This is a genomic window from Pseudomonas sp. 21 (genome assembly GCF_000955805.1).
GTDB lineage: Bacteria > Pseudomonadota > Gammaproteobacteria > Pseudomonadales > Pseudomonadaceae > Pseudomonas.
Map to the genome: position 1 here is coordinate 215,809 of NZ_JYOA01000005.1, position 12,524 is coordinate 228,332.

The window sequence follows — 12,524 nt, forward strand, 5'->3', positions numbered from 1 at the left end:
ATGCACAATGTTCTGGCGCCCGGCGTCGCGGTTTCCCTCGGCGAGCTGATCGAGATCCGCCACCGCCTGCACGAAGTCCAGCTGTTCTCCACGCCCTCGCGGCGCAGCCCGCTGATCGGCCTGCACCACTCGCGCCTGCGCGGCCGTGGCGTGGACTTCGACCAGGTGCGCGTGTACCAGGCCGGCGACGATGTGCGCACCATCGACTGGCGCGTCACCGCGCGCACCCAGGAGCCGCACACCAAGCTGTTCCATGAAGAACGCGAGCGCCCGGTGTACGTCCTGGTGGAACAGAGCGCGCGGATGTTCTTCGGCTCCGGGCAATCGTTCAAATCCGTGCTCGCCGCCCGTGCCGCGGCCTTCGTCGGCTGGGCCGCGCTGGCGCACAACGACCGCATCGGCGGGCTGGTGTTCACCGACAGCGAATGCCACGAGATCAAGCCGCGCCGCAGCAAGCAGAGCCTGCTGCAGCTGTTCAACCTGATCGTGCGCGCCAACAACGCCCTGCTCGCCGGCTCCAACCTCAGCCACCACGGCGACGGTTTCGGCATGGCCCTGCGCCGCGCCCGCGAGGTGCTGCGCCCCGGCAGCCTGATCATGGTGATGTGCGACGAGCGCGCGCTCAGCGACGTGGCCGAGCAGCAATTGTCCCTGCTGGCGCGGCACACCGACCTGGTGATGCTGCCGGTCTCCGACCCGCTCGACCATGCCCTGCCCGCCGCCGGTCTGTTGAGATTCGCGGAGGGCCAGGCGCAGCTGGAACTGGATACCCATATCGATGAACAACGCCTCGCCTACCGCGCCCTCGGCGAAGCGCGACGCGAACGCTGGCAACGCCTCGCCCTGCGCCTGGGCGTGCCACTGCTGCCGCTGACCACCCAGGAAGAACTGGTGGAGCAATTGCGCAACCTGCTGGAACAGCACCAGCCGGGATACGCCAAATGAATGCCCTCGACCAGTTGCAACCGCTGATTGAACCGGCCGCAGTGCCCTGGTGGCCCCCGGCGCCGGGCTGGTGGCTGCTCGCCGCGCTGGTACCGGTGCTGCTCTGGCTGCTGTGGCGCAACCGCCAGCGCTGGCTGCCCAAACGCAAGGCCAAGGTCATCGTTGAGGCTCCGCTGGACCCGCTGCGTGAAGCGGCGCTGGACGAACTCAAGCGCCTGCCGCGCCCCTACGACCGCGCACCGGCCGGCCCCTGGCTGCAATCGCTCAATGGCCTGCTCAAGCGCCTGTCGCGCGCCCGCTGGCCGGAAAGCCACAGCCATACCCTGAGCGGTCGCGCCTGGCTGGCGTTCCTCGACACCCGCTGCCCGGCCGCCGGCCTGACCCGCTGGATGATCCTGGTGGAAGGCGGCTACCGCGCCGAGTGCAAGCTGGACGACAAGGCCATCGACGGCCTCGCCGCCTCCGTGGAAACCTGGGTGCGCAAGCATGTTTGAATTCGCCTGGCCCTGGATATTCCTGCTCGCCCCGCTGCCCTGGGTGATGCGCTTCATCCTGCCGCCGGCCGACAATGGCGAGGCGGCGCTCAAGGTCAGCTTCCTCAAGGAACTCGAAGGACTCGCCGGCCGCCGTGCCCGTGCGCGCTTGCCGGCCTGGCGCCAGCAGGCGCCCTTCGCCCTGCTCTGGCTCTGCCTGCTGCTGGCCGCGGCACGCCCGCAGTGGGTCGGCGAGCCACTGCCGATCCCCGCCACCGGGCGCGACCTGCTGGTAGCGGTGGATGTGTCTGGCTCCATGGATTACGCCGACATGACCTGGGATGGCGCGGAAGTCAGCCGTCTGGACCTGGTGAAGAAGCTCTTCGGTGACTTCATCGAAGGCCGTCGGGGCGACCGAGTCGGGCTGATCCTGTTCGGCACCCGCGCCTACCTGCAGGCGCCGTTGACCTTCGACCGCCATACCGTGCGCATCTGGCTGGACGAGGCGCTGATCGGCATCGCCGGCAAGGACACCGCCCTGGGCGACGCCATCGGCCTGGCGGTCAAGCGCCTGCGCCAGCGCCCGGCCGAGAGCCGCGTGCTGGTGCTGATCACCGACGGCGCCAACACCGCCGGCGAGATTTCCCCGCAGACCGCCGCCAAGCTCGCCGCCGAAGAACAGGTGAAGGTCTACACCATCGGCATCGGCGCCGATCCCAAGCAGGGCGGCGTCGCCGGGCTGTTCGGCCTCAATCCGGGGCTGGACCTGGACGAACCGGCCCTCAGGGCCATCGCCGAAAGCACTGGCGGCGAATACTTCCGCGCGCGCAACGGCGAGGAGCTGCAACGTATTTCCGACAGCCTCGACCAGCTCGAACCGGTGGAACAGAAGCCGACCCAGGCACGCCCAGCCATCGCGCTGTACCGCTGGCCGCTGCTGCTGGCCCTGCTGATCAGCGCGGCGCTGGTCGTCGGCACCCTGTGGCCGCCCGAGGACTGGCGCTGGCCGGCCTGGATGGCGCGCCTGCAGAAGGAGCGCCGGCCATGAACCACCTCTGGCCGCACCTGCTGCACCCGCTCTGGCTGATCCTGCTGCTGCCGCTCGGCTGGCTGCTGTGGAAACTCTGGCACCGCGAACGACGCGCCGGCCGCTGGCAATTGCTGCTGCCCCCGGCCTTCCATCCGTGGCTGCTGTCCGGCGGCAGCGGCCGCCATGAGCGCCGCCCGTGGATCTACCTCGGCATCGCCTGGCTGCTGGCCGTGCTCGCCCTGCTCGGCCCGAGCTGGGAGCAGGTGGAGCAACCGACCATGGAGCGCAGCGACCCGCTGGTGGTGGTGCTGGAACTCACCCCGCAGATGCTCGCCACCGACCTCAAGCCAACGCGCCTGGAACAGGCCCGGCACAAACTGCTCGACCTGCTGCAGAGCCGCAGCGACGCGCAAACCGCCATCGTCGTCTACGCCGGCAGCGCCCACACGCTGGTGCCGCTGTCCAACGACCTGGGCACCGCGCGCAACCTGCTGGACGCACTCAAGCCGTCGATCATGCCCGAGCCGGGCGAACGCGCCGACCTCGCCGTGGCCCAGGCGCGCCGCCTGCTCGACAACGGCGCCGAGGGCAACGGCCGCATCCTGCTGATCACCAGCGCACTGGACGCCCGCGAGCGCCAGGGCATCCGCCAGGCACTCAAAGGCAAGGGCAAGGACCTGCTGCTGCTCGCCGTCGGCACCCCCGGTGGCGCGCCCATCGCCCAGGAAGACGGCACCTTCCTCAAGGATGAGCAGGGCAACATTCTGGTGCCGCGCCTCGACGAAAGCTCGCTGCGCGTGTTCGCCACCGACATGGGCGGACGCTTCCAGCGCCTGCGCACCAGCAGCAGCGACCTGCGCTCCCTCGGTCTGCTGGACAGCACCCAGGGCCTGCAGGTGAGCGAAGAAGATGCCCTGCTGCGCCTGCAACGCTGGGCCGACCAGGGCTACTGGCTGCTGCTGCCGCTGCTCCTGCTCGCCGCCTGCGCCGGCCGGCGCGGCTGGTTGTTCAGCCTGCCGCTGCTGCTGCCGCTGCTGTGGGCCCCGCCGCAGGATGCCAATGCCTTCGAGCTGAACGATCTCTGGCTGCGGCCGGACCAGCAGGGCCAGCGCCTGCTCGATGCCGGGCGCCCCGCCGAAGCCGCCGAGCGTTTCGACGACTTCCGCTGGAAGGGCCTGGCGTTGTACCGCGCTGGCGACTATGTCGACGCCGCCCAGGCCTTCGCCCAGGGCGACGCGGCAGCCGATCACTACAACCGCGGCAATGCCCTGGCCAGACAGAACGAACTGGAAGCGGCCATCGATGCCTACGACCAGGCACTGGAGCGCGACCCCGAGCTGGAAGTCGCCAAGCGCAACAGGGCGCTGCTCGAAGACCTGCTGCGCCAGCGAAAGGAGAACCCCGCTGGCGACGGTACCGACCAGCCACCGCAGCAGAACCAGGAACCCGCCCAGAGCAGCGATCCTCAGGCCGCCAAGCCGCAGGACTCGCAGCAAGAGGAAGAACATTCCAGCGAACGCGACTCGCAGCCGGCACCGGCAGCGAAGAACCCTTCGCAGGAAGCCGATCGCCCCTCCTCCAGCCAGCGCGACAAGCCCGGCGAAGACGCCCGCGAAGAACAGGAAACCAACCCGGAAGATGCCGGTCCACTGGGAGACGAGCGCCGTCAGGCCCTGGAACAGTGGCTGCGGCAGATTCCCGACGATCCGTCCGAGCTGTTGCGCCGCAAGTTCTGGTACCAGCAACAGCAGCAGCGCCAGGAACCCAACCCATGAAAAGGCTGATCTGCCTGACCCTGCTCTGCCTCGCCGCCTTCCGCGCCGAGGCCAGCTTCACCGCCAGCGTCGACCGCGCGCGCCTGAACCAGGGCGAGAGCGTCGAGCTGACGCTGGAGTCCGACGACCCGACGCTGTTCGGCAAGCCCGACCTGAAACCGCTGGACGAGCACTTCGTGGTCCTGGGCACCCGCCAGGTCAACCGTCTCACCACGCTCAACGGCAAGGCCCAGGCCACCACGCGCTGGATCATCACCCTGCAGCCACGCAGCGAAGGCAAGGTGGACATCCCGCCGATCCACCTGGGCGGCAACGCCAGCGAACCGATCAGCCTCGATGTGCTCAAGGCCGAGGACAGCGCCGAGGGACAGAAGCTCGCGCCGGTGTTCATCGACGCCAGCGTCGACCGCGAGGAAAGCTGGGTGCAGGCCCAGGTCATCCTCACCCTGCGCATCTACCACTCGGTGTCGCTGTACGACGACAGCAGCCTCAGCCCGCTGCGCATGAACGACGCCCGCGTCGAGCAACTGGGCGAGCCGCGTACCTACGAGAAGGACATCAACGGCGTTCGCCACGGCGTGATCGAAGTGCGCTACGCGATCTTCCCGCAGAAGAGCGGCACCCTGACGATCCCTGGCCAGACCTTCAAGGCCACCCAGGTGGCCCAGCGCCGCAACGACGATGACTACAACCCGTTCGGCCCGCAGCCGGGCAAGCAGGTGCTGGTCACCTCGCCGAGCATCCCGTTGCAGATCGACCCCAAGCCCGCGGATTACCCGAAGGACGCACCCTGGCTGCCGGCACGCTCGCTCAGCCTGAGCGAGACCTGGAGCCCGCAGCCCGAGGAAGCCAAGGCCGGCGAATCGCTGACCCGCAACATCATGCTGCGCGTGGATGGCCTGTCCGGCGCCCAATTGCCGCCGCTGCCGATAACCCTGCCCGAAGGCCTGCGCCATTACCCGGACCAGCCGCAGCTGGCCAACGAAAGCAGTGACCAGGGCATGATCGGCAGCCGCGAGGAACGCGAAGCGCTGATCGCCGACAAGGCCGGTCCGGTCGAGCTGCCGCCGGTGGAAGTGGTCTGGTGGAATACCCAGGAGCGCCGGGTCGAGCGCACCAGCCTGCCGGCGCGCACGCTGCAGGTCGCCGCCAACGCACAGCTGGAAGAACACGCCGAGCCACCCGCCGCGCCCAGCGAAACGCTGGTCAGCGACGCGCTGCTGTGGCCCTGGCAGCTCGCCTGTGCGGTGCTCAGCCTGACCACCCTGCTCGGCTTCGGCCTGTGGTGGCGCGCCCGTAGCCAGCCGGCGGTGATCCGCGTGGCGCAGGCCGGTCCCAGCACCCGCACATTGCTCGATGAACTGCGCCGCGCCTGCCAGGCCAACGACTCCCACGCCACTCGCCAGGCACTGGACGCCTGGGCCCGCCAGCAGCCGGAAACCCTGGCCGACATGGCGGCGCGCTTCGTGCCGCTGTCCGACGCGCTGGATGGCCTCAACGGCGCGCTCTACAGCGACAGCGAAGGCGGCCGCAACTGGCAGGGCGAAGACCTCTGGCGCGCCATCCGCACCCTTCCGGGCGCCGACCCGGACGCACCACCGGCGCCGGAGGCCAGCAGCCTGCCGCCGCTCTATCCACGCTGACGGCTATGCTGGAGGCAACCCCGCCTGAGGTGCCTCCATGCCCGCCCACCGGCTGATTCCGGCGCTGGCCGCCGGCCTGCTGCTGATCTGCAACCTGCTCCAGGCAGCCCCGTCGGGCGCTGTTGAGGTCCTGCCACCAACCCAGCCGCTGCAGGGCCCCGGTGGTTCGCACTACGCCCACGCCGACGTGCGCCAGTGGCACTTCACCGCTGACGGCAACGAATACTGGGTGTTCACCCCGGACCGCCCTGCTCCGTCCACTGCCCCCGTCGTGGTCTTCACCCACGGCTGGAGCGTCATGCAGCCCGACCTCTACCGCGCCTGGATCGAGCACATCGTCCGGCGTGGCGCCATCCTCATCTACCCGCGTTACCAGGCGACGCTGAAGACGCCGGCGGCGGAGTTCCTGCCCAACGCAGCCGACTCGGTGCGCCGCGCCCTCGCCGATCTGCAGGCGGGCAAGCTGGGGGTGAAGCCGGAGCTGGAGCACGTCGCCTATGTCGGCCATTCGGCGGGCGGGCTGATCGCCAGCGGCTTGGCAGCCTCCTGGCAACGGCTGGGTGTACCGAGGCCTCGCGCACTGATGGCGGTCGAGCCAGGCAAGAGCAGCGGCCCGCGCTGGCGGCAGGTGCCTCTGGAGCCACTGGCGAACATTCCCGCCGGCACCCTGCTGCTGGCCGTTTGTGGCGACGAGGACGAACGCGTCGCCTGTGATGACGCGCGGCGCATCTACTCGGAAAGCACCGAGGTCGCGCCTCACGACAAGGACCTGCTCCTGCTGCGCAGCGACCGCCACGGCAGCCCGCCGCTGCTGGCCAACCATGCGGCGCCGACCGCACCGCGCTTCGATCCGCGCTACCCGCCCAGCGACTCTTCCAGCTGGCTGCTCAACCGCGTGCAGGAGCGTGTGAAGCAGCGTCTGAAACAAGGGCAACCCTCGGCCCACAACGCCCTGGCGACCGACGCGATGGACTGGTTCGGGCCGTGGAAGCTGTTCGATGCACTGTGCGATGCGGCCTTCTACGGCCAGGACCGCGATTACGCGCTGGGCGGCGGGCCGGCGCAGCTGTCCATGGGGCGCTGGAGCGATGGCACGCCGGTGAAGGCGATGCAGCGGTTGTCCCCGTCCAGCCCCTGATGGTTCGAGCGGGGCGAAAACCATCGCGGACGGAGTCCGCTCCTACGGGGCATGAAATAGCGTAGGAGCAACTGCCTTCTTCCGGTGAATCCGTGCCGATACTTTCCCCTCACCCCAGCCCTCTCCCGGAAGGAGAGGGTTAGGGTGAGCAGAAGCATCTCGTGGGAGCGGACTCCGTCCGCGATAGCCCCCAGCAGCTCCGAACCCGAACCCGAACCCGAAACCGGCTCAGCTGCCGCTGCTCTCCATCACCGCCCCCTTGAACACATCGTCCAGCGGCACCTGGTAGCCGATGGCGAGGCGGTTGGTCTCGTTGGCCATGGCCACCACGGCCATCAGCTCGCCGAGCATGGCGTCGTCCATCCCCGCCTTGCGCGCCGCCGCACCGTGTGAGCCGATGCAGTAGTTGCAGTTGTTGGTGACGCTGACGGCAACGTAGATCAGCTCCTTCACCAGCGGGTCCAGTTGCCCCGGCCCCATCACTTCCTTGAGGCTTTCCCAGGTGCGCTTGAGGGTTTGTGGATGATTGGCCAGCGCCTTCCAGAAGTTGTTCACCCAGTCGATCTTGCGGGTCGCCATGATGTCGTCGTAGACGGCACGGACTTCGGGGCTGGCGTCGGCGTACTCGATCAGTTGAAAGGACATGATTGCTCCCTATAAGTTTTGGAATAAGAAAAGCAGAATTCAGAATTGGATGATTGGACAAGCGATGGAGAAAGATAAGGCGTTCTCTCCCATCCCCGTCAAGGAATCAGACCCATGCAACGCCGCCCCGCCCTGCTCTTCGCCGCCGCCCTGCTACCGCTTCTCGCCTCGTCGGCCCAGGCCGCCCAGCCGGGCCTGTGGGACACCTACGCCAGCCTCAGGCAGCACGAGTGGGTCGACCTGACCCACGCGTTCGACAGCAATACACCGCACTGGAAAGGCTTCGAGCCCATGGGCCGCAAGACGCTCTACACCGTGGACAAGGACGGTTTCCAGGTGGAGCTGTACAGCCACGTTGGCCAGTGGGGCACCCACGTCGATCCGCCGGTGCACTTCCACAAGGGCCTGCGCAGCGTCGATCAACTCGACGTGAAGGAGCAGTTCCTGCCGCTGGTGGTGTTCGATATCCACGAGCAGGTGGCGAAGAACCCCGACTACGTGCTGACCCTGGCCGATGTGAAGGCCTGGGAAGCCAAGCATGGTCCTGTACCGCAAGGCTCCTTCGCGGCGCTGCGCACCGACTGGTCCCAGCGCTGGCCGGACCAGGCGAAGATGCAGAACCAGGACGCCAAGGGTGTCGCGCATTACCCGGGCTGGAGCAAGGAGGCGCTGGTGTACCTCTACGAGACGCGCAAGATCACCGCCTCCGGCCACGAGACCACGGATACCGATCCCGGCATCGCCACCAGCAAGGACGACTATTCGCTGGAGTCATACATCCTGGGCACCAACCACTACCAGATCGAACTGCTCGCCAACCTCGACAAGGTGCCCGAAGCCGGCGCGCTGGCGGTGGTGAGTTTCCCGAAGATCGCCGAGGGCACGGGCTTCCCGGCGCGGGTGTTCGCCATCCTGCCGTGATGCAGCAACTGTAGGAGCGCGCCATGCGCGCGATCGCGGGCGTGGCCCGCTCCTACAGGAAGATCGCAGCCTGAACCCGAGCGGAGCGAAACCAATCGCGACTCAGAGCACGATCCGGAAGCCATAAAAAAACGCGGCCCGAGGGCCGCGTTTTTTATGGCTCGAGCGTCGATCAGTGAACCAGGATCGAAGCCTTCTTCTGACGCACCTTCTCCGGGTTGATCAGGAAGCGTGCCAGCGCCGGCAGCAGCCACAGCGCGCCGAACATGTTCCAGAGGAGCATGAAGGTCAGCATCAGGCCCATGTCGGCCTGGAACTTGATCGCCGAGAAGATCCAGGTGGCGACACCGATGGCCAGGCACAGGCCGGTGAACAGCACGGCTTTACCGGTGGACTTCAACGTCTCGTAGTAGGCCTCCTGCAGGGACAGGCCCTGGCGCAGGAAGGACTCCAGGCGGGTGTAGATGTAGATGCCGTAGTCCACGCCGATACCCACGCCCAGCGCGATCACCGGCAGGGTCGCCACCTTCACGCCGATGCCCAGGGTCGCCATCAGCGCGTTGCCCAGCACCGAGGTGAGGATCAGCGGCAGCACGATGCACAGGGTCGCGGCGAGGGAGCGGAAGGTGATCAGGCACATCAGCGCTACGCAGATGTACACCAGGATCAGGATGGTCAGCTCCGAGTGCTTGATCACGTCGTTGGTGGCGGCCTCGATACCGGCGTTACCGGCGGCGAGCTTGAACTTCAGGTCGTCCTTCTCGTTGGCCTTGGCGAAGTCCTGCACGACGGCCACGGCGCGGTCGAGAGTCTCGGCCTTGTGGTCGTTGAGGAACACCAGCAGGGGCGCCAGCGAGCAGTTGCTGTTGAACAGGCCTTCGGCGCGGCTGATGGAGTTGTTCAGCACGTCCTGGTTGCGCGACAGCGACTCCCACTTCAGGTTGCCTTCGTTCATGCCCTTGATCATCTGCTTGGAGACGGTGACCAGGGAGATGGCCGACTGCACGCCCTGGGTGTTCTCCAGGCGCCAGGCCAGCTCGTCGATGGCGGACAGGGTCTTGTGGGTGGAGCAGCCTTCGGCCTCGGACGCCACCATCACCACCAGCACGTCGGAGCTGGTCGAGTAGTTGCGGATGATGAAGTCGTTGTCCAGGTTGTAGCGCGAGTCCGGACGCAGCTCCGGCGCGCCCTGGTCGAGGTCGCCGATCTTCAGGTGATGGCCCTGCCACATGCCGCCGGCGAACATCGCCAGGGCGATGACCACGGAGATCGGCGCCACGGACGGGCTGGCGAAGTTGGACAGCGCACGCCAGAAGGGATGGTCGCGCACGGCGTCTTCCTTGCTGCGCTGCACCGCCTTCTTGCTGATGCCGATGTAGGAGATGGCGACCGGCAGCAGGATCAGGTTGGTGAACACGATCACCGCCACGCCGATGGAGGCGCCGATGGCCAGCTCGCGGATCACGCCGATGTCGATCACCAGCAGGGTGATGAAGCCCACAGCGTCCGCGAGGATGGCGATCATGCCCGGCAGGAACAGCTGGCGGAAGGTGCGGCGGGCGGCCAGCAGCGGGGTTTCCGCGTCACTGGACTGCAGGGCGATACCGTTGATCTTCTGCACGCCGTGGGAAATACCGATGGCGAAGATCAGGAACGGCACCAGCATCGAGTACGGGTCCAGCCCGAAGCCGATGATGTGCAGCAGGCCCAGTTGCCAGATCACCGCCACCAGCGTGGTGGACAGCACGGCGATGGTGGAGCGCACGCACTTGGTGAACCACAGCAGCAGCACCAGGGTGATGACGAAGCAGATGCCGAAGAAGCCGACCACCATCAGCAGGCCGTCGATCAGGTCACCGACCTTCTTGGCGAAGCCGGTGATGTGGATCTTCACATTGGGGTTCTGCAGCTGGTACTTGTCGCGGATCTTCTCTTCCAGTTCATGGGAGAACTGGCGGTAGTCCAGCTTCATCAGCTTGCCCTGGTCCTTCGGGTCCGGGTAGACCTCCAGCAGCGGCACGTCGACGATGCTCGACTTGAAGTTGTTGGCCACCAGGCGGCCGATCTGGCCGGACTTGAGCACGTTGTTGCGCAGCAGGTCCAGGGCCTTGGCGGAACCGTCGTAGGTCTGCGGGATGACCTCGCCGCCGGCGAAGCCTTCCTCGGTCACTTCGGTCCAGCGTACGCTCGGGCTCCACAGCGACTTCATGCCGGAGCGGTCGACGCCGGGGATGTAGAAGACCTCGTCATGGATCTGCCGCAGCGTCTCCATGTATTCCTTGGTGAAGATGTCGCCGTTCACCGCTTCCACCGAGATGCGCACGGTGTTGCCGAGGTTGGCCAGGTCGTTGCGGTGCTCCAGCATGTTCTGGATGAACGGGTGCTGCAGCGGGATCATCTTCTCGAAGCTGGTGGAGGGGCGCACTTGCGTGGCCGACCAGGCGAGGAAGACGGTCACCAGCAGGCACGCGATGATCACGAACGGCCGGTGGGTGAAGATGATGCGTTCCAGGAAAGTCGCCTTGTCCTGTTGATGCTTGTTCAGAGCGTTCATTGCGGCTCCCCGGCTTATTGTTGTTCTGTCAGCTCGGCGCCGGTCGCCGAAGCCAGGTGGATACCGCCCTGGCCGACCAGCACCAGGTTGCCATTGCCGGCCGCGCTCACGCCCGCGAGGGACAGGCGGTCCGGACGGTTGACGACACTGAAGCTGACGCCGTCGTCCTTGCTCTCCAGTACGCTGCCGCCATGGCCGACGACGACGATGGTGCCGTCATCCAGCAGGCTGCCTTCGGAGAGACCGAACTCCAGCTCGCCGCCATTGGCGGTGGGCAGGCTGACCTGCTGCCAGGTGTCGCCGAAATCGGTGGAGCGGAACAGGTGGCCGCGCAGGCCATAGGCCAGGACGGTGCCGGCGTGGGTGGTACCGGTGGCGCCGAACAGCGAGCCTTCATAAGGGCCCTGGAGCTTTTCCCAGGTCTCGCCCCAGTCCTTGGAGCGGAACATGCTGCCCGCCTCGCCGACCACGAACAGGCCGGAATCCTTCACCGCCGTGATGGCGTTGAGGTGGAACTGGTCTTCGTTGTCCAGGCGATCGCTGACGTCTTCCCAGCTCTTGCCGCCGTCGGTGGTTTCCAGCAGCGCGCCATAGGCGCCCACGGCCACACCGTGGTTCTCGTCCTGGAACCAGATGTCCAGCAGCGGCGCTTCGCGCTTGAGGTCTTCGAACTGGCGCACCCAGGTGGTGCCGCCATCGGTGGTGGCCAGGACCTGGGCGTCATGGCCGACGGCCCAGCCCTTCTTGTCGTTGACGAAGAACACCGCGGTCAGCAGCTGGCGGGTCGGCACGGTGGCCTGGGTCCAGCTCTTGCCTGCATCGTCGGAATAGAGGATGTGCCCGTGGTCCCCCACCGCGACCAGCCGCTTGCCGGCATGGGCGATGCTCAGCAGCAGGCTGCTGGAGGCCTTGGCGGACATGATCGAGTTGGAATCACTGGCGGCGTCCGTTGCGGCAACGGCATGCAGCGGAGCCAGGGACATCATCAGGAAGGAAAACGCGCCGAGCAGGGAAACTGTCTTGCGCGACATCGGGAAGGAGCTTCGCACTCCCGATACGGGCTGCTCGCTCGAAGTGCGCCACAGGGGCTCACGCATATGCCTTTACCTCTTTTTCTTATGCAGGCGGTATGTAGTTTGGAGCTATATAGCCAGCCTTTTCCGAGGCTGACAATTAACGGCACGTTATCTTTTGTTAAGCCCTGGCCGCCTCACTCGAAAGGATGAGTGCATTCCGCCATCTCGCCCGAAAGGCGCGCGGGTGGCGGCTTCCAGCGGGTGGAGCGGTAACACTTTTGCCCTTTCGCACTGTCGCCCAGGCAAAAAAAAGCCCCGCCAGAGCGGGGCTTCTCGAGGGGGTGCGGCCAGCGTGGGTCGATAGCTCCCTGTAGGAGCGGGCCA

The 12,524-nt window shown here is 66.9% G+C and carries 10 protein-coding genes; 7 read left to right on the forward strand and 3 right to left on the reverse strand.

The window, feature by feature from the left end; genetic code table 11:
- The 6 genes from UB43_RS13770 to UB43_RS13795 are packed head-to-tail and all read left to right on the forward strand — an operon-like array spanning position 1 to position 7,004.
- The gene (locus UB43_RS13770) at positions 1-945 is read left to right on the forward strand and encodes a DUF58 domain-containing protein (RefSeq protein WP_045211806.1); all 945 of its coding nucleotides are present in this window, start codon (positions 1-3) and stop codon (positions 943-945) included.
- Positions 942-1,439, forward strand: a complete 498-nt coding sequence (locus tag UB43_RS13775) for a DUF4381 domain-containing protein (RefSeq protein ID WP_045211809.1) — start codon at positions 942-944, stop codon at positions 1,437-1,439. The genes UB43_RS13770 and UB43_RS13775 overlap by 4 nt, the downstream gene beginning before the upstream one ends.
- Positions 1,432-2,466 carry a VWA domain-containing protein gene (locus tag UB43_RS13780; RefSeq protein ID WP_045211812.1) on the forward strand — a complete coding sequence of 345 codons (1,035 nt, stop codon included), beginning with the start codon at positions 1,432-1,434 and terminating at the stop codon, positions 2,464-2,466. The genes UB43_RS13775 and UB43_RS13780 overlap by 8 nt, the downstream gene beginning before the upstream one ends.
- Positions 2,463-4,223, forward strand: a complete 1,761-nt coding sequence (locus UB43_RS13785) for a VWA domain-containing protein (protein ID WP_045211814.1) — start codon at positions 2,463-2,465, stop codon at positions 4,221-4,223. The genes UB43_RS13780 and UB43_RS13785 overlap by 4 nt, the downstream gene beginning before the upstream one ends.
- Positions 4,220-5,866, forward strand: a complete 1,647-nt coding sequence (locus tag UB43_RS13790) for a BatD family protein (protein ID WP_045211816.1) — start codon at positions 4,220-4,222, stop codon at positions 5,864-5,866. Before UB43_RS13785 ends, UB43_RS13790 begins: the two co-directional genes overlap by 4 nt.
- Before the next feature lie 37 nt (positions 5,867-5,903).
- Positions 5,904-7,004 carry an alpha/beta hydrolase fold domain-containing protein gene (locus UB43_RS13795; protein ID WP_045211819.1) on the forward strand — a complete coding sequence of 367 codons (1,101 nt, stop codon included), beginning with the start codon at positions 5,904-5,906 and terminating at the stop codon, positions 7,002-7,004.
- Between the two features lie 228 nt (positions 7,005-7,232).
- On the opposite strand, the gene UB43_RS13800 is transcribed toward UB43_RS13795, so the two are convergent.
- Entirely contained in the window at positions 7,233-7,649 is a 417-nt protein-coding gene (locus UB43_RS13800) for a carboxymuconolactone decarboxylase family protein (protein ID WP_045211821.1), read from the reverse strand.
- Positions 7,650-7,763: 114 nt separating this feature from the next.
- On the opposite strand from UB43_RS13800, the gene UB43_RS13805 reads away from it, so the two are divergent.
- On the forward strand, positions 7,764-8,570 hold the full coding sequence (locus UB43_RS13805) for a cyclase family protein (RefSeq protein ID WP_177329797.1): 807 nt from the start codon (positions 7,764-7,766) through the stop codon (positions 8,568-8,570).
- Positions 8,571-8,742: 172 nt separating this feature from the next.
- Here UB43_RS13805 and UB43_RS13810 read toward each other — a convergent pair whose 3' ends face one another.
- Positions 8,743-11,124, reverse strand: a complete 2,382-nt coding sequence (locus tag UB43_RS13810; RefSeq protein WP_045211824.1) for an RND family transporter — start codon at positions 11,122-11,124, stop codon at positions 8,743-8,745.
- Between the two features lie 14 nt (positions 11,125-11,138).
- On the reverse strand, positions 11,139-12,155 hold the full coding sequence (locus UB43_RS13815) for a WD40/YVTN/BNR-like repeat-containing protein (RefSeq protein ID WP_373420693.1): 1,017 nt from the start codon (positions 12,153-12,155) through the stop codon (positions 11,139-11,141).
- Between the last annotated feature and the right edge of the window lie 369 nt (positions 12,156-12,524).

Coding starts and splice junctions, on each gene's coding strand:
- UB43_RS13810 (WP_045211824.1), bottom strand. CDS start 11,124: ATGAACGCTCTGAACAAGCATCAACAGGACAAGGCGACTTTCCTGGAA.
- UB43_RS13775 (WP_045211809.1), top strand. CDS start 942: ATGAATGCCCTCGACCAGTTGCAACCGCTGATTGAACCGGCCGCAGTG.
- UB43_RS13795 (WP_045211819.1), top strand. CDS start 5,904: ATGCCCGCCCACCGGCTGATTCCGGCGCTGGCCGCCGGCCTGCTGCTG.
- UB43_RS13785 (WP_045211814.1), top strand. CDS start 2,463: ATGAACCACCTCTGGCCGCACCTGCTGCACCCGCTCTGGCTGATCCTG.
- UB43_RS13790 (WP_045211816.1), top strand. CDS start 4,220: ATGAAAAGGCTGATCTGCCTGACCCTGCTCTGCCTCGCCGCCTTCCGC.
- UB43_RS13815 (WP_373420693.1), bottom strand. CDS start 12,155: ATGTCGCGCAAGACAGTTTCCCTGCTCGGCGCGTTTTCCTTCCTGATG.
- UB43_RS13800 (WP_045211821.1), bottom strand. CDS start 7,649: ATGTCCTTTCAACTGATCGAGTACGCCGACGCCAGCCCCGAAGTCCGT.
- UB43_RS13780 (WP_045211812.1), top strand. CDS start 1,432: ATGTTTGAATTCGCCTGGCCCTGGATATTCCTGCTCGCCCCGCTGCCC.
- UB43_RS13805 (WP_177329797.1), top strand. CDS start 7,764: ATGCAACGCCGCCCCGCCCTGCTCTTCGCCGCCGCCCTGCTACCGCTT.
- UB43_RS13770 (WP_045211806.1), top strand. CDS start 1: ATGCACAATGTTCTGGCGCCCGGCGTCGCGGTTTCCCTCGGCGAGCTG.